Raw genomic sequence first — 16,502 nt, forward strand, 5'->3', positions numbered from 1 at the left:
CCGCTGGAACAAGGGAGGGGACCGAACACATGGAAAGACTGCCCTCAGGGGCATCGCTGCACCCGGCGGTCGCACAGGCCGTCGCCGAGGTGCCGCCGCTCGTGCACGGCAGCAGGTCGCTGCGCGCGATCCTGCCGGAGAGCTACCGGCAGGGCGACTTCGCCGACCGGTACCTGGCCGGGTTCGACGACGTGCTCGCACCGCTGATCACCGCGCTGGACTGCCTGGATGCCTACTTCGACCCGCGCACCGCACCGGACTCCTTCGTGACCTGGATGCTGGACTGGAGCCTGACCGAGCTGCCCGCCTGCGTGGACTCGCAGGGGCGGCGCAACGCGCTGCTGCCGGGCCACCGGCTGCACGGGCTGCGCGGCACCAGGACCGGCCTCGACCTGCTGGTGCGCTACGTGCTGGGTGGGCGGCTGGAGCTGACGGAGTCGGGCGGCACACACTGCGCCGCCGGGCCCGACGACCCGTCGATCCCGGTACCGGGCGCGGCGCGGGCCCAGCTGCGTGTGCTGCTGCCGTACGGGACCTCGCGGGACCGGGCCGGGGTCGCCGAGGACGTGACGGAGCTGGTCCGCGAGTGGATCCCGGCGCACGTCAGCGCCGATGTCGTGGTCGAGGACGATGAGGACCCGCTGCTCGTGCGGGGCGTGGCGGGGGGCTCGTACTGATGGGGGCGGCCCAGTCGGGTCGGCGTGGCTGGCACGTGGAGACCGAACAGGACGTCTGCCCCGGCTGCGGGGTCGTGGCCTACCCGGGCGAGATGTTCTGCGTGTCCTGCGGGGCGTACATGGGGTGGGACGTCACCGGGAGCAACCGGGTGGTGGACCCGGGCCCCGCTGCTCCTGCTCCGGAGCCGCTGACCGGCAATGCGCCCGGCACCGGCACCGGGCGGGGCTCGCACCGGGGTCCGCACACGGAGACCGGGCCGAAGGTCGGCCCGGTCCCGACCCGGTCCGGCTCGCACCACGCGGCCGGGGCGGGAGCGGGCTCCGGGCAGCACCTCGCGGGGGCAGCCGGATACCCTGCCGCCGCCGCGCCCACGTCCGTACCCGCGCCCATACCCGCGTCCGTGCCGATCCCGGTGCCGTCCTCGTTGCACACGCCCTCGGACGGGAGCGCTTACGGGACCGGGCCCCAGGCTCCGTACCAGGCCGCCCCGACCGGCCAGGACGGCTGGCCGCAAGGGCTGCGCGACAACCGCACCGGCCGGGCCACCGAGCTCACCGGGGAGCTGTTCCGCCCCGACCCGCTGTTCGCGCAGGCGCCCACCGCGCCCGCCCCGTCGACCGCCCGACCGCAGCCCGCCCGTCCCCAAGCCGCCCGTTCCCCCGCGGACTTCACCGCGGCGGCCGCTTCGGGCGCCGCCCCCGTCGGGTACGCGGCCGCGCCCGTCGGATACCCGGCGGCCCCGGTCGGCTACGTGACCCCGGCGGCCGAGTCGGCCGCCGAGCGGACCCAGGTGATCAGCGGCCAGGTGGTGCTGCGCACCGCCCTGGCAGACCCGCCCCCGGCCACCACGGCAACCGGGCACCCCACGGCAACCGGGTATCCCGGGGGCCGCGGGGAGGAGGCGACCCCCGCCGCCGGTATCCCGCACCTGCTGCTGTGCCCCGAGTGCCGCCAGCCCAACGCGGAGAACCGTACGTACTGCCACCCCTGCGGGGCGCAGCTGCGGCCCGAGCCCGAGCCGCCGGAGCCCACCCGTTGGCAGCAGATCAAGCAGGACTACCTGGAGCGCCCGGACGTGTGGCACTGGGACCGGCGTTGGGGCGTGGTGGCCGTCGCCCTGCCGGTGTGCATGGCGGCGGGCATGTCGATGGGCAGCGCGGCGGCGGCCGCACAATCGGCCGTGCCGCTGATCAAGGACCGCTTCCTGTCGCAGTACCAGGTGCCGCCGGACAAGGTGTCTGCGTCGAGCAACGCCAAGGGCTTCGAGGCGAACCTGGCCGCGGACGGCATGGACAACAAGGCGTGGGCGCCGAAGGGTACCGGCGAGAAGGCGGTGGGTCAGTACTGGACCGCCGATTTCAACGCACCGTTCCGGCTGACGTCCCTGCTCATCGTCAATGGCGCGTCCAAGAGCCCGGGGCAGTTCTGGCAGACCGGGCGTCCCACCAAGATCACGGTGACGGCCACGACCACGGACCGGGGTCTGGTGGAGAAGGAGATCACGCTCGGCGGCCAGCCCGGTTCCCAGCGCTTCGACCTGGGCATCGACAACGTGGTGTCGGTCCAGGTCAAGATCGAGGCCGTGAACCCGGGGCTGAAGCCGAACATGCCGGTCGCCATGGCCGAGATCCAGTTCTTCAGCAGGCAGGCGACATGACCCTACGAGCCGAACTCACCGTCCCCGAGGACGTGATCACCCCGGGCGAGGCGCTCACCGCGCACCTGCGGGTGTGGAACGAGAGCCGGATCGTGGACGCGTACCAGCTGTGGCTGGTCGGGCCGCCCGCATACTGGCCGGACGCCGAGCCAGATCTCGGGCAGCTGCCCGTCTACCCCGGCAACCACGAGAAGATCAACATTCCGCTCTCGCTGCCCCGGGACAGCGAACTCACCCCCGGTCCGCTGACCTTCGCCATCCGGGTCGCCTCCGTGGAGGACCCTGCCGCGGTGGCCGTCCCCGAAGCGGACATCCAGGTCGGCGAGTTCCACGACGCGACGATCGAAGCGGACCGGGCGCGCGTCGGCGGGGCGCTGTGGAGCAGCAACCTGGTCCTGGTGGAGAACACCGGCAACGCGACGGCGACGGTGCGGCTGCGCGTGGCGCCGGAGGCCAAGGACGCGCCGCTGGCGGTGTCGCTGCGCCGCTCCCGGCTGGTGCTGAAGCCGGGGGAACAGGCCCGGGTGGCCCTCATGACGCGGGTGCGGACCCCGATGTTCACCGGGACGGCCGCCAACTGGCCGATCGTGATCCACCTGGAGCAGGAGCACGCGGAGGGCGCCAGCGCCTCCTTCACCCACCGGCAGCGCCCGCTGGTGCCCAAGCCGGTGCTCAAGGGACTGATCATGGCGGTGACGGCGCTGGTGGCGTTCGCGGTGCTGTGGTTCTCGCCGGTGGGCGGAAAGAAGCCGAAGGTCGCGGCCGAGTCCGCCAAGGGCCCCACCCAGATGGAGGCGGTCCAGCAGGAGCAGAAGAAGGAGGAGGACGCGAAGAAGAAGGAGGAGGAGCAGGCGGAGCAGAAGGCCGAGCAGGAGAAGAAGGACCAGAAGGACGCGGGGGCCCTGAAGAAGCAGCAGCTCAACAAGTCGATCGCGGTCACGAGCCGGCCCGGCGGGAAGCTGGAGGACAGCTACACCGTGCCCAAGGGCTACCGGCTCGCGGTCAAGTCCCTGAACCTGTCCGGCAGCGGTCCGGGCGTCCTCTTCGTCACGGTCGCGGGAAACCAACTGAGCAGCCAGGACGCGGCCAGTGCCAAGGACGTCACGGTGCCCGAGACGCTCTCGCCGAAGGAGGACCAGAAGGTCACGCTGCGGGTGCAGTGCCAGCCGCCCCAGTCCGGCGGCCCGTCGCCCAGCCCGGGTCCGTCCACCTCCGGCCAACCGGGCACCCTCACCACCTGCGAGGGCACCGTGGTGCTCGTCGGTGAGCTGATCCCGCTGAAGGGCCCCAACGCCGTGGAGATCAAGCCGCCGTCGTGATCGCGGACCCTCTTCCCCATCCCCCACACCCCCTCTGGAGCCGACCGTCCCATGAGCATCGTTCAGCACGTAGACGACACCCTGGAGCGTGAGCTGCGCGCCGGCCCGCTGAGCGGAGTGAACGCGGAGATCGCCTTCGAGACGCCCAACTCCGACTGGGCGGCCCGGCGTTCTGGGCTGTGCCTGAACCTCTTCCTACACAGCATCGAGGAGGACGTGGCCAAGCGGCAGGCGGGCGACACCAACGTCATCGACGAGAACGGCGTCGTCGTCGGCCGCAGCAAGCCGGCCCGGTCCTTCCGGCTCGGGTACGCCATGACCGTGTGGGGCCACAGCCCGCGCGACGAGCACCGGCTGTTGGGCACCCTGCTGGAGTGGTGCGTCGCCACCGAGCGGCTGACGCCCGCCCCGTCCGTGTACGGCGGCACCTCCCTCGTGGAGCGACCGAGGCTGCACCTGCGCGAGGTCCCCGAAGGCGCCGAATCCCCCGCGTCGAAGCTCTGGTCGGGGCTGGGCACCCCGGCCCGGCCGGTCCTGGACCTGCTGGTGACCGTGCCCGTCAGTCCGCCCGGCACGAAGGTGACCACCGAGCCGATCCGGGAGTTCGGTCTGCGGGCCGCCACGCTCGACCCGCCGATCGTGCCGCCGGAGCCGCGGCCCCGGCCGCCCCGGCCGCGGGGCACGGCCCGGCCGCGGCGCAATGTGGAGGAGATCGGCCGGAAGTCCTCCAGTGGATACACACCGTCATCTTCTGCCCCGGATACGGAGAAATCCGACGCCTAGATTGAATCCCGACACCATCGGGATTCTCGGACCACGGGCGGGGAGGGCAGGACAGTGCGGCAGTTCGGCGGGGGAGCGGAGCGGTTCGGCGCCGCAGCGGCACGGCTCACCGGACCGGAACCGGAATCCGGCGAGTGGATCGCACCGGCGTTCGTGGTCCGGGCCGCCGGAGTTCCGTCCGAGGAGCTGACCGCGCTGCGCGCCCCCCGTACCTGGGCCGCCGTCTACTCCCTCGTCCCGGCGCACCGCTGGCTGACCGAGGAGGGACGGCAGCTCTCCGGGCTGCTGGCCCGGCTCGCGGGCCGGGGCTCCGCGACCGGGGCGAGCGGGCTGCGGCCCGCCGTCGCCGAGGTGCGCTCGGCGCTCGCCGGGCTGGTGCCGCCGGACGACTGGGTGTGGGGCCAGCAGGTGTGGGACGTCCTCCCCGACGAGGTGTGCGAACGCGTGGAGCGGTGGCTCGGCGAACTGGAGCGCTACCGGCTCTGCACGGCCGAACTCGCCGGGATCCACGCCGCCGAGAAGCCCGCCACGACCGCCGCGCTGCGCACCGCCGTCGGTGGCCGGAGCTTCCGGCGCGGCCTGGTGCAGGGCAGTCCCGAGGTCTTCGAACAGCTCGATCAGTGGCTCCAGGACCCGGCCGCGCTCCCGGGCGACACCGTACTGAGGCTGCTGGCCCGCCAGGTGGCCCGGGCCGCGACCCGGCCCAGCCGGTACGCGACCTTCACCGTGACCGCCGACGGCTCCTTCCACCACGGCCCGGGCGCGGACGACGCCCCGTACGCGCTACCCGACCGCGACCGCGACCGCGACCGTGACCGTGACCGTCGCGGCGACGGGGCCGACCCCGCCCTGCGCAGCGTCGTGGAACCCAGCGCCTGGATGCTCCAACAGCTCGCCCGGCAGCTCGCCACCCGCCCCGAGCTGGCCCGCCGCCTCGCCGTACGGGTCAACCCCAGCGCCGTCGAGGAGGACGGCCACCTGTGGTTCCTCAGCGCCGAAACCGGTGAGCCCGTCGCCCGGACGCCCGCGGACGAGGCCGTACGGAGCTGCCTGCGCCTGGTCCGCGAGGCCCCCGGCCGGGCCACCCTCGGCGGCCTGCGCGCCGATCTGCTCGCCCTGGGTGGGCGGACCCCGCAACAGGCCGACGCGCTCGTCGACGCCCTGACCGCCGTCGGCCTGCTGGAACTGCGGCTCCCCTTCGCCGACCAGGCCCCGGACCAGCTGGGCGAACTCCTGGCCTGGCTCGGGCCGCCGGGCGGCCGGGCCCCGGCCCTGCCCTCCGGTGCACCGGACACCCCGTCCGCGGCTTCCGCTTCCGCTCCCGTTCCCGGGGGCCGGAGCGTGGCCGCGCCGCTGCGCGAGCTGCGGCGGCTGCTCCGGGCGTACGAGGACAGCGACAGCCCCGGCGAGCGGGCCGCGACCCGCACCGCCGCCCGGACCGTGCTGCGCTCGCCCGCCCTGGCCCCGACCGCCGACCAGCGGGCCCGGATTCCCGCCCGTGGCCGGACCCGGACGGCCGCCCGCGCCCCCTTCCACGAGAACTTCCTGTCGGACACCTCCACGGCGCTGCCCTGGGAGCGGTGGCAGCCGGTCTGCGCGGACCTCCAGACCGTCCGCCGCCTCGCCGGGCTCTTCGACGCCGACCTGCCGCTCAAGCTGGCGCTGGCCTCGGTACTGCGCGACCGGTTCCCGGGCGGGCTCCCGCTGCTGTCCTTCTACCGGTACGTCCAACAGTCCGCGCACGCCGTGCACGCCCCGGCGCCCGGCCGGATCGGAGCCGCCGAACTGCTGTCCCTGCTGGCCGGACCGCCATCGCCCGAAGACGACCCCGCCGGAACGGACACCGCGCTGGCGGGCAGTACGCTTGGCCCGCTCCGGCAGCTCGCACGGCTACGCGCCCACGCCCTGGCCCTCCTCGGCGACGGCCCCCGGGACCCGGCGGGGCCGGACGGCGCAGGTCCGGACGGCGCGGGTCCGGCCCGGGTCGAGGCCGCCCGGCTCGACGCGCTCCTCGCCGCGCTGCCCGCCCACGTCCGCGCGCCGGAGTCCCTGACCTGCTTCGTCCAGCCGCTGGAAGACGGTCCGCTCGAAGACGGTCCGTCGGTCGGGGACCCGGAGCCCGGCCGCGGCCCCGCTCCGCAGCGGCTCGTCCTCGCGGGCCTCGGCACCGGCTTCGGCGCGGGCCGGGCCCGCTACGACCGGCTGCGCGACCAGGACGCCGCCGCCCAGGACGCCGCCCCCCGCGACGCCGACCCGGCCGACGCACCCGCGCCCGCGCCCCGCCCCCGTTACACCGCCACCGCGCCCGACCGCGTGTACGCCGAGACCGACGGGGCGTTCGGCTCGAACCTCAACCTGCGGGCCCCGGGCGTCGCCCACCGCATCGACTACCCCTTCACGACCACCGGCGCCGACTGTCCCGCGGAGCAGCGGATCCAGCTCACCGACCTCCGGGCGGTCCTCGACCCGGGCACCGGGCTGCCGGTGTTGCGCTCCGCGCGGCTGGACTCCGTCGTGGTCCCGTTGCACCTGGGCAGCATGGCGGTGCCGCTGCTCCCGCCCGCGCTGCGGTTCCTCGTGCGCGGGTTCGGGGTGCACGGCGCGCCCGAGCGGCTGCCGTGGGACGCCCCGGGACCGCCCACGTCGGCCGGTGCGGTGGGGTTCCGGCCGCGGGTCGAGCTGGGGCGGCTGACCCTGCGCCGGGCCACCTGGCGGCTGCCCGCCCGGCTGTTCCCGGTCCGCAGGCCCACCGAGCCCGAGCACACCCACCTGGTGCGGCTGGCCGCCTGGCTGGACGGGCACGGGCTGCCGCGGGAGTTCTTCGCCCGGGTGGTGCCGGGCTGCGGGGAGCCGGGTCCCCGCCCGCTGTACGTCGACGTGGCCGTGCACCCGTTGCTGGCCGCGTTCACCCGCTCCTTGCCGGGTGGGGGCCGGGCCGCCGAGGCGGTCCTCGTCCTCCAGGAGGCCCTGCCCGGCCCGGAGCGACAGACCAGGGTGACCGAGTACGCCCTGGAGATCAACGGACCGGAGGTTCGATGTGATGGGCAAGGGACACACGGGGGGCCACACGGGGTGCAAGCGGCCCCTCCCGAGCAGGGGGTGGGCCGCCGCCGATGACTGGGTGAGCCTGCACGTCTACCACTGGGGCGACCAGGATCTGCTGCTGTCCCGGGCCGTGAGCCCGCTGGTGCGCGGGCTGGAGGAGGCCGGGCTGCTGCGCGGCTGGTTCTTCCAGCGCTCCTGGGAGGGCGGGCCGCACATCCGGCTGCGGCTACTGCCCGCACAACCGATGCAGAGCGGCGCCGTGCGCCGGGCCGCCGAGGGGCGGCTCGCCGCGCACCTGGCCGCGCATCCCACACCGGCCCCGGTCACCGCCTCGTCCTACGCCGCCTCGGTCGCCGCGTACGCCCGGGCGCACCGCCTGGACGCCGCGGACCGGTCGGTGCGGGCGGCCGACACGGTGGAGGAGGCCCCGTACGTCCGGGAGCCCGACTGGTACGGGCACGGGGAGGCGGTCACCGCCGTCGAACGGCACTTCGCCCAGTCCAGCAACCTGGCGCTGTCCCTGCTGGCGGGGCCGGCGACCCGGCAGGCCCGGATGAACGTGGCGCTCGCGCACCTGACGATGGCACTGGCCGCGTCGGGCCTCAGCATCGCCGACTGCGCCCGGCTGACGGACCCCCAGGCGATCCTGGCGCACCCGCGCCCGTCCGAGCGGCGGCGGATAGCCGGCGAGGCCCACGCGACCTACCGCGCACGGGGCGCGAGCCTGCGCGAGCAGACCCGTCGGCTGTGGGCGGCGGTCGGCGGGCCCCGGGCCGTCGCGCTCCACGAGGATGCCGACCCGCGGGCACACGGGAGGCGGGGCACCGGCCCGGCCGCCGCGTGGTCGCACTCGGTACGGACGCTGTCCGCCCGGCTGACCACCCTGGTCGCCGAAGGGGCGTATGCGCCCGCGGGGCTGAGCGAGCTGTATCCGGACTCGGCCTGGCAGGGCACCCGGCGCCCGCCGGAGGCGGCGATCGCCGCCCACCACGTACTGGGCCGGGCCGCGCACCAGTTCACCAACCGGGTCGGCATCGGCTGCCAGCAGGAGACGTACCTCCGCCTCCTCCTCGCCCAGGCCGTTCACGACCTGGCCCGGCCGGGGCGCCCCTGAACGCCACGGGGTTCCGTGGCGTCGTCGGGAACGCCCCGCCCGCGGCCATCAGGTCGACAGCTTCTTCTCAATGGCTTCGATCCACGCCTTCTCCTCCGCGGGGGCACGGAGGGAGTCGCGCCACTGCGCCTCCGTCAGGAGAACCCTTCCGTCCAGGCGCCGGTGCTCGGCGAAGTCCTCGTGGCCCAACTGGAGTGCCCGAAGGAGCTCTTGAGCAGCCTGGGAAGCCGGACCGTCAGGTCCTGCCGCGAGTTCGTACAGCCGCGCGGCCAGCACCTGTCGGGTCGAGGTACCCACCGGGCGCCAGAGAGCGAGGGCCCGCCAGAACTTCGCGCTGGCGCTGAGATCACCCGGCTCCCACGCGGCCCGTTGGTACCGCTTGTAGACGGACCGGGAGACCTTGTACGCCCCCATCCCGATCGATGCCGTCGCGACGGTACCGGCGACCGCCCATCCGGCGACGGGGATGGCGGCTCCGGCCACGGCCGCGATGCCGATCGCGCCCCCGGCCGTCCCCAATCCGTCGGTACCCAGCTGCGCGGCCCGTTTGACCTGCCGACTGGAGCGCTGCTCCACGGCGTACTCGTGGATGCCCGCGAGCTGGTCGCGGAGCTCCTGGTAGGGCTCCACATGCGCTTTGAGTTCCCTTTGGGCTGCGACGAGCAGGGTGGATACCGTGTGCAGTTCACATGCCAGGTCGCCTGCGTCACGCGGCCCCAGGATCTCCTTGAGGAGCCCGTTCCGCCGCGCGCTCAGTGCCTCGACCCGCTCGACGTACTCCTTCCCCTCCGCCGTGTGCGCGTAGGGAGGCATTCCGGGCCATTCCTGCAGCCGCGACTTCACGTCGCTGCCGCGGACCAGGCTGCTCACGCCCTTGCCCACGTGATACGCGCCGATGGCCGTACCCACCGGGCCGGTGAAGTACGACATCCCCGCGAGCGCCGACGCCTGGACGTGGAAACCGCTCACGGCGTTCTCCGCCAGGGTGAGGCCGCCCTTGGCCAGCGAGACACCCGAAGTGGCCGTACCGATGGTCTGCTCGGCCAGAGATGCCGACTTCGCCCCCAGCGACGTCTGCGCATACGTCGCCGGTTGGCTCTGCGGGGAGGATTCCAGGCCCGGTGTCCGTTTGCGTGCAAGCCACCGTTTGCGCAGTTCGAGGATGTCACTGGCCATGCCGATGGGCCCCACAGGAAGGCCGATGATCCCGCTCACCAGGCCACTCACCTGATGGGGAAGCACCCCGTGCGCGAGGGCGACGTGCGGGTCCACCTGGGGCGGAGCCGTACCGTACTGATCGAGCATGGCTCTGGGCAAAGCCGTCGCGCTCATGCCGATGCCCCATTGCTGGAGCCTGACGGCCGCCTGGTCGTCCATGCCCTGTTGGGGCGCTTGCTGCGGGGAACCCTGTTGACCCGCTGTAAGAAGAGCAGTTGGGGTCGATGCGTCGAACTCGACCGCGCGATATGACGGCGATGGTGTGCTACCGCTCTGCAGATCGCCTTTCAACCGCTTGGGATCGACGAAGGCGTAACTTCCCTTGCCAGGCATTCGTATCCTTCCTGGGGGAGCCGGGCATGACCCGGGTCCTGGACGCCGCTATACGGCTGACACCAAGCCTACGCCTATTGATCTTTGACGGTATATCCGATGATTCGGAACACGTCTCCCACAAGGATGTCAAGTCCCAATAGGTCTTTTCGCAAGTACTCCTTCGGACAAGGAGCGGAGCGAAAGGTCGGGCGAGAGCAACTCAACCTGTCGGCATGGGCAGAAGGACCTCCTGTCCCGCCTTGAGGGTGAACGGAAACTTCCCGATCGTTCCCCTGTTGGACGCGTAGATACTGGCCCAGAGGTTCATGTTCCCGAGTTCCTTCGTGGCGATGGAGTGCAGCGAGTCCCCAGCCCTCACGGTGTACACGCGGAAGACCTCCTTCTGACACATGGGCACGCGGTTCCTCTTGCAGGTGACCTTGTCCCTGAAGACGAAGTTCGTCCCGGCGGCTTGTTGCGCAGCCCTCCACTGGTCTTTGGTGAGTTTACTGGAGAGCCAGATGATGAGTTTGTTGAGAACGGGCCGCACGTTGACCTTGGGTACCTTGGATCCCGGCAGAGTTATGGCCATGGATGCCCACTTCAAGATATCTCCGGCCTTACCGCCGTCCAGTTTCCAGTTGTAGTCATCGACAGCCTTCCGGTAGGCGTCGGGATCGGCATAGTAGAGCCCGATGGGCGGTTTCTGGTTCTCGGCTATGCGCCTGTTGCGTCCGGCGTAGGGATCACGGTCCAGGTGCGGTACGGAGGTGGGTACCGTCGGTTCGATGCGGGTGGCCGGAGCCGAGGCACCTTGAGCGGCCGCAGGTGACCCGGTGGACGGCCCTGCCATCCACTGCGCCAGCCCGTACGCCCCCAGAGCGCCCAGACCCACGACGCCCAGAGCCGCGCCACCGAGAATGGCCGCAGTTCCCGCATAGTCCTTCCAGGTCAGCTGCGTGTCCACGGCACTGGTGGTGTCCGCATAGACGCGGGGGTTCTCCATGTCGATCACGATGGGCTGCGCCCCCGGGGCCCATTCCCCGACGCTCCGGGCCGTCCCTGGGGCGACCAGAGGGAACGTCTCGTGCTCCACCTGCGGCGATGGAGTACCGCGCGTGACGGATTCCTTCTTTTTCGATACATGGGACGGGGACATCGGATTTCTCCAGAAATGAATCAGCGGGGAACTCCCTGCGTGGTCGCCGATCGGGTGAGGCCGGCGCAGGTTCGAGGACTACTGCGTCCGGATCAGGGTCACCGGGGTGGCCGTGTTCGTTTCGAACTGGTCCCCCGAGGCCTTCTGCTCGGGGGCGGTGTCACCGACCCGGACGCTGACCTGCGCGGTCACCGACGTGGCCCAGGTGGTTTCGTACCGCACCTGGCCGCCGCCCAAGTAGGTGACGACGAGGCGGACCCCGTCACGGTAGTTGAGCTCCATCACGTCACCCGCGCCGCCGAAGGTGTAGAAGAGCTCGTTCTTCTGCGGTCCGTTCCAGCTGAACGAGGGCTCGGTACTCGCGTGGGACGGGTCCTCGGGCCGCGCACCGGCCCGGGCGGAGACCTCGGGCCGGTTCCCCGCGGGAGAATTGGACACGTGGACGGCGACCGATCGGGCGGCCGCGTCCTCCACCACCAGGTCCATGGAGACCCCGGGCTCGGTGTTGAGCGTGTGCTCCGCCGTCTGATGGGTGAAGTCGAAGTCCTTGCGGCGGCCGTCGGACATCCGGATCCCGAGCCGCATGCCGAACTCACCGTCCAGCTTGTAGTGGATCCTGCCCTTCCTCGTCTTGCGCACGGTGACCACGACCTGGTGTCCGTCGGAACCCTTCAGGACCATGAGGGCCGGGTGTCCGTGCCGGACCGGGGGCGCCAGGACGGTGCTCATGCGCGTGGGCTCCTGGGCCAGCGTGACGTTCGTCCCGGCCCCTTCGAAGGCTGCCACCGGCACGCCGGACACGCTCCATGCCGCGGTGTGCCCGCCGGACACCGGCCCGGGCGAGCTGAGGTCCGCGGCGCCGCCGGAGGCGCCCGGCCCGGAGCCGCTGGCTGCCGAGACCCGCAGCACGACCAGTCGTCCGTCCCGGTTGGCCGCGGCCTCCTCGGCCAACCAGTCCTCGCACTGGCGCATGGCCTCCTTGCCGATCCGGCCGAGGGAGCCGAGGATCTCGTCCTCCATCCCGTACGTCCGCCACCGACCGTTGATGTACGCCTGTGAGGGACGGGACGGCGAGCCGGTCGGCGACGGCGTGTTGTCGACGCGGCCGATCCACATGGCGAAATTGATCAGGTTCGGGTAGTTGCCGTCCTGCGCACCCGCCAACTCCTCGGTGAGCGCGTACACGCCCTGATCGACCATCTTCTTGACGCCCGTCCGCAGCGTCGTGGAGATGTCCTGCTCCACCGAGTCGAGGTTCACCGTCCCCGGCGAGGCGGTGTCCATCCCGAAGAACGACCTGACCTGCGCGATGTGCGCGTCCAGTTCATCGATCTTCCGCCATGCGTCCCATTGCTTCTCGTACAGCGGGTCACCGCTCACCCCGTTCACCACGAGCACCTGCTTGCGCGGGCCCTGAGGCCGGGGCATGCACGCGGAGACGCCGTTGGCGCCCTTGCGCGCCGCGTACTTGGCGACCCAGTCGGCCGGGGAGTTGTAGAACTTGGCCTTGCAGAAGTCCAGGGCGATGCTCTGGACGGCTGTCTCCCGCATCATGACGAGGGTGGCGGCCAGGTTCTCGCGGTCCTGCGCCGAGAGCTGAAGTACGGCGAGCAGCCGCTGGTGGACGTACTCCGTCCAGCCCTTGTCCCACGACGCCTTGAAACTGTCCATGCGTTCCTGGATGGCGATTTTGGTCCGTTCCCAGTTCTTGTGGTTCTGGTACTCGTCCCAGACCTCGGCGAGAACCACCAGGAACGCCGCCACGTAAGGGTTGCTGAAGGCGAACGGGAGCAGCGCCAGCGAGCCGCCGTGGTAGGCCGCGGCTTCCCAGTCCCCGGTCTCCACCGACTCCTTCAGGCCCAGCGCGTTGCCCACGCCGGGGATGATCTGGATGCCGTGCATGATGTAGTCCGACACCTCGGCATCGCCGGAGGCCACCAGGTCGTAGAACCCCTTGAGGTACAGCGCGAGGTCCTTGATGTCCGCCGCGCTGTCGATCTTTCCGGCGGTCCGCCGGGCGAACCCCTTGGGACGCGTCGGGAACCGCCGGGTGCCCGTGCCCGTGCGCGGGTTCAGGCGGGGGGTCGACTGGCCGGAGGACAGCGTCTCCAGCACGATGGAGTCGATGGTGGCCATGGTGAGTCCGTGGCTGCGGCCCGGGTCGAACGACAGCGAGGTGATGTCCGGGCCGGTCCCCTTGGTCGCCGTCGCCGGGCCCAACACCGCCTGTACGGAGGCTTCGTTCTCGATCCCGTAGTACTTCGCCTGAGCGCGCAGCTCGGTGGGGTCGATCCGCTGGCACAGCGCGTCGCGCTTCTGGCGGGACGAGGAGCAAGCGGCGAACGTCCGCAACAGCTTGCTGCGGCTCTTCTCGTAACCTTCGCGATTGAACCAGGCGCCTTCCTGCACCGGAGCCACGTTCGCGTTCTTGATGCCGATGCGAAAGCCGAGGTGGATCTGGTCCAACCCGATGCCGCCCCGGGCGTCCCACTCGGCCTGGTACCCACCCATGCCCAGGGCCTCCAGCGCCCTCGCCTTCCGCGTGGGCGACTCGCCCGGCGCGTCGACGATCCGCCGGAGCTCACTCTCCACGCTGACGAAGTTCTCGTCGGTCGCGATGACGTAGACCCACGCTTCGTCCCCTCCGAGCATCGTGACCCACTGCGCCACCATCTGGTTGAGGTCCTGGCTGGTGGAGACGATGTTCGTCTCGCCGTTGCCCTTGCGCGTGCTGATGTCCCAGATGTGGTTGTAGACGTCGTTGTCCGTGCCGGCCCCCGGGACCGTGAATCCGCCCGCTGCCCTGATCTGCTCCGGTGACCGGGAGTCCACCCGGTACACCACCGAGGGCGTACCTCCGCTGAGGACGGGCACCCGGCCCGACAGGATGTCACTGGTCTTCGCGAACACAGTGAGGTCCTTCTGAACCTGCCGCGCGATCTGTTTGGCCTCCGGCATGCTCTCCGCGAGGTGTCCCGACAGGGCGGCGGGCAATTGCCCTGGTACCCAGGTCGGGATGAGGTGTCCTCCGAACGTGCCCCGCTGGGGATTGATTTGACCCGCGATTTGGTTGATCGAGCCCTTGGGGTCCTTCAGTTGTGCGTCGAGCTGCTTCCGAGAAAGGGACACCGGAGCGAATCGAGCGGTGTTGTCGCCTTCGGCCGGCCGGTATGTGGAGCGCATGTAGGGGCGCCCCGACTGGGTTTTCGCATCGTTGATGTCGAAATAAGCCTTGACGTCGGAAGTCCTGGAGTCGATCGCGTTTCGAGCGGGACCCCGGTCTGCTTCCGGCAGGGCGTCAGCCGCTTCGCGCAGTTCTTCGATTCGCGTACCGGCGTAGTGCTTGAAGATCAATTCGGAGATGCTGCCGAATTTTGACTTCAAATCGTGGCGGGCATCCTTTACGGTGCCGTATTCCTTTTCGAGGAAGGCGGTCTGGGCTGCGCCCAGATCGTTCGCGCCCAGGGTCTGGACTTCTTCGAGCGGAAGTCTGTATTCCCTTCCTTCGAAGGTGTACCGGACGCTGTCGCTCTTGTCGATGGCCAGTAGCGCGTTCTTCGCGTGGACCAGCTCATGCGCCAAGGAGCTCCTCGGGAGAATCACGAACGGCTTCTCATTCAACTGGCCGACGAATGCCGTGTCCGGCGCCCATTGGACGTACGAGTGTGATCCGAGGCTGAGGCCGGAATTTTCCGCCAGTGGCCTCGCGTAATTCTTACGGCTGGACGTCGGGCCGATGACGATCTTTCGGGGTATCTCTTGGCCCTGGTTGTCCCGGTGGATCTGCTCCGTCTGGCTGGTTGTCCGTCCGAAGACTTCGGGAGAGATGACGGAAGAACTCTCGATACCGGAGACGAGATTCCGCTCCGCGGTGGTTCCCTTGGCCAGCGCGTTCTCGGTACGGATGACCTCGCGGACGAAATTCAGGGTCTGTTCGTCGGTGAGGCGGGTGGCGGGGTTCGACAGGTTCGGATTGGCGGCGTCCGCGACATTGTCGATGCTGGCACACGTGAAGATCCGCCCGCAGTCGTAGACCTTGTACGAATGGCCGTTGACCGTCATGTCCCAACTTTGAAGATCGTCGAGTGTGAGATCTTCCAACTGGGCGTCCGTCAGCCGGTCTTTCTTCAGGTCGTACTTGGTCGTTGTGGGAGCTGCACCCACCGGCGCCGCTCCTACTCCGTGGCCGGGCGGCGTAGCGCCGGGTGGCGATGCGTAGGAACGGATCCAGCGGTCGACGAGCGCCGTGGTGCCGGCCGCGTGTTCCTCGACGCGCCGCCCCGCCGCGAGTGTCGTGCTGGCCAGGACGCCGAGACCTGCGGTGAAGGCGTCCTGGAGGTCTTCGTAGGCTTCTTTGAGTTCCGCCGTGTACCAGGTGGCGTCGACCGGGAGAGCGGGCAGAGGACTGGCGCCCGCCAGTGACATCGCGGACGGACGCGGACCCGGTCCGTCCGCCGGCGTGGTGGTTCCGCCCGCGGGCCGGGCCTGGTCCAAGCGCGGTTCCGTCGTGGGCGGGACAAGGGGAGTCAGCTGGACGGGCTGGTGCGGGTCCGTCCGCGTGGCTCCGGGCGGAACGTGCTCGTCGAGCGTGGGCGTCCGCGTCGCCCCGGTCGCCTTCGCCTCGGCTGCCCGGGCGTCCCGGATCTCTATGTTCAGTTCGCGCAGCCACTTGAGGTGTGCGGCTTCCGCCGCCGGGTTCCAGGCCTTGACGTCCTGCTTCCACAAGGACTCGCTCAGTTGCAGGGCCTGCCCGAGGGCGAAGTAGAGGCGGCCCATCCGGCCCACGTGGGATCCGGGCATGCCGGTGGGTCCCGGGGCCGGGGAGTGGGCAGGGCCGAACCGGGGCAACGGCTCCCCGGGGGCCAGCTCGAAGTACCGGGCCACCCACGGATGGATGCACGCTCCGCTGCCGGACATCTTCCACACGCGTACGTGATCGGCCAGCCAAGATCCCCACCCCTGGCTGTCCATGCGCTCGGTCTGCCACTTGTTGAACGCCGGGTTCAGCCCGAGGAGCGCCTCGTGAACCTGCTCCTCCAGCGTGAAGTCACGCGGGCCCTGCTCGCCGCCCCGGGGCCGTCGGGACCCCTCGCTCCCCCGCCCGAACTCCTGCTTCCGCTGTTCCTGTTCGTGCCTCAATGAGATCAATTCCCGATGGGTCGGATGGATGTCGGTTCAGGGAAGGACGCGCCGCGTGCACCGGACCGAGGCGTG

Annotated in this window: 9 protein-coding genes; 6 read left to right on the plus strand and 3 right to left on the minus strand. The window is 70.9% G+C overall.

Annotated elements, in window-relative coordinates:
* The first annotated feature begins 29 nt into the window (after positions 1-29).
* Genes ACIBEA_RS21545 through ACIBEA_RS21570 form a run of 6 tightly spaced genes read left to right on the plus strand, consistent with a single transcriptional unit; the run spans position 30 to position 8,596 of the window.
* On the plus strand, positions 30-677 hold the full coding sequence (locus tag ACIBEA_RS21545; protein ID WP_399263197.1) for a hypothetical protein: 648 nt from the start codon (positions 30-32) through the stop codon (positions 675-677).
* 35 nt (positions 678-712) lie between these two features.
* Positions 713-2,335, plus strand: coding sequence for an NADase-type glycan-binding domain-containing protein (locus ACIBEA_RS21550; protein ID WP_399263199.1), 1,623 nt, complete (start codon positions 713-715; stop codon positions 2,333-2,335).
* A complete protein-coding gene (locus ACIBEA_RS21555; protein ID WP_399263200.1) occupies positions 2,332-3,654 on the plus strand; it encodes a hypothetical protein in 1,323 nt (440 codons plus the stop codon). The genes ACIBEA_RS21550 and ACIBEA_RS21555 overlap by 4 nt, the downstream gene beginning before the upstream one ends.
* A gap of 51 nt (positions 3,655-3,705) precedes the next feature.
* Entirely contained in the window at positions 3,706-4,437 is a 732-nt protein-coding gene (locus tag ACIBEA_RS21560; RefSeq protein WP_399263202.1) for a DUF4255 domain-containing protein, read from the plus strand.
* A 54-nt stretch (positions 4,438-4,491) separates the two neighbouring features.
* Positions 4,492-7,554: a lantibiotic dehydratase gene (locus ACIBEA_RS21565; RefSeq protein ID WP_399263204.1), complete on the plus strand. Its 3,063-nt coding sequence runs from the start codon at positions 4,492-4,494 to the stop codon at positions 7,552-7,554.
* A 4-nt stretch (positions 7,555-7,558) separates the two neighbouring features.
* Positions 7,559-8,596, plus strand: coding sequence for a lantibiotic dehydratase C-terminal domain-containing protein (locus tag ACIBEA_RS21570; protein ID WP_399263206.1), 1,038 nt, complete (start codon positions 7,559-7,561; stop codon positions 8,594-8,596).
* A 48-nt stretch (positions 8,597-8,644) separates the two neighbouring features.
* Here the strand turns inward: ACIBEA_RS21570 and ACIBEA_RS21575 are convergent, their stop codons facing one another.
* The 3 genes from ACIBEA_RS21575 to ACIBEA_RS21585 form a co-directional block, all read right to left on the minus strand.
* Positions 8,645-10,147, minus strand: a complete 1,503-nt coding sequence (locus tag ACIBEA_RS21575) for a hypothetical protein (protein WP_399263208.1) — start codon at positions 10,145-10,147, stop codon at positions 8,645-8,647.
* Positions 10,148-10,349: 202 nt separating this feature from the next.
* Entirely contained in the window at positions 10,350-11,135 is a 786-nt protein-coding gene (locus ACIBEA_RS21580) for a LysM peptidoglycan-binding domain-containing protein (RefSeq protein WP_399263210.1), read from the minus strand.
* Positions 11,136-11,366: 231 nt separating this feature from the next.
* Entirely contained in the window at positions 11,367-16,427 is a 5,061-nt protein-coding gene (locus ACIBEA_RS21585; RefSeq protein WP_399263212.1) for an enterotoxin A family protein, read from the minus strand.
* Positions 16,428-16,502 lie beyond the last annotated feature (75 nt).

The sequence above is a fragment of the Streptomyces sp. NPDC051555 genome, from assembly GCF_044454405.1.
GTDB lineage: Bacteria > Actinomycetota > Actinomycetes > Streptomycetales > Streptomycetaceae > Streptomyces.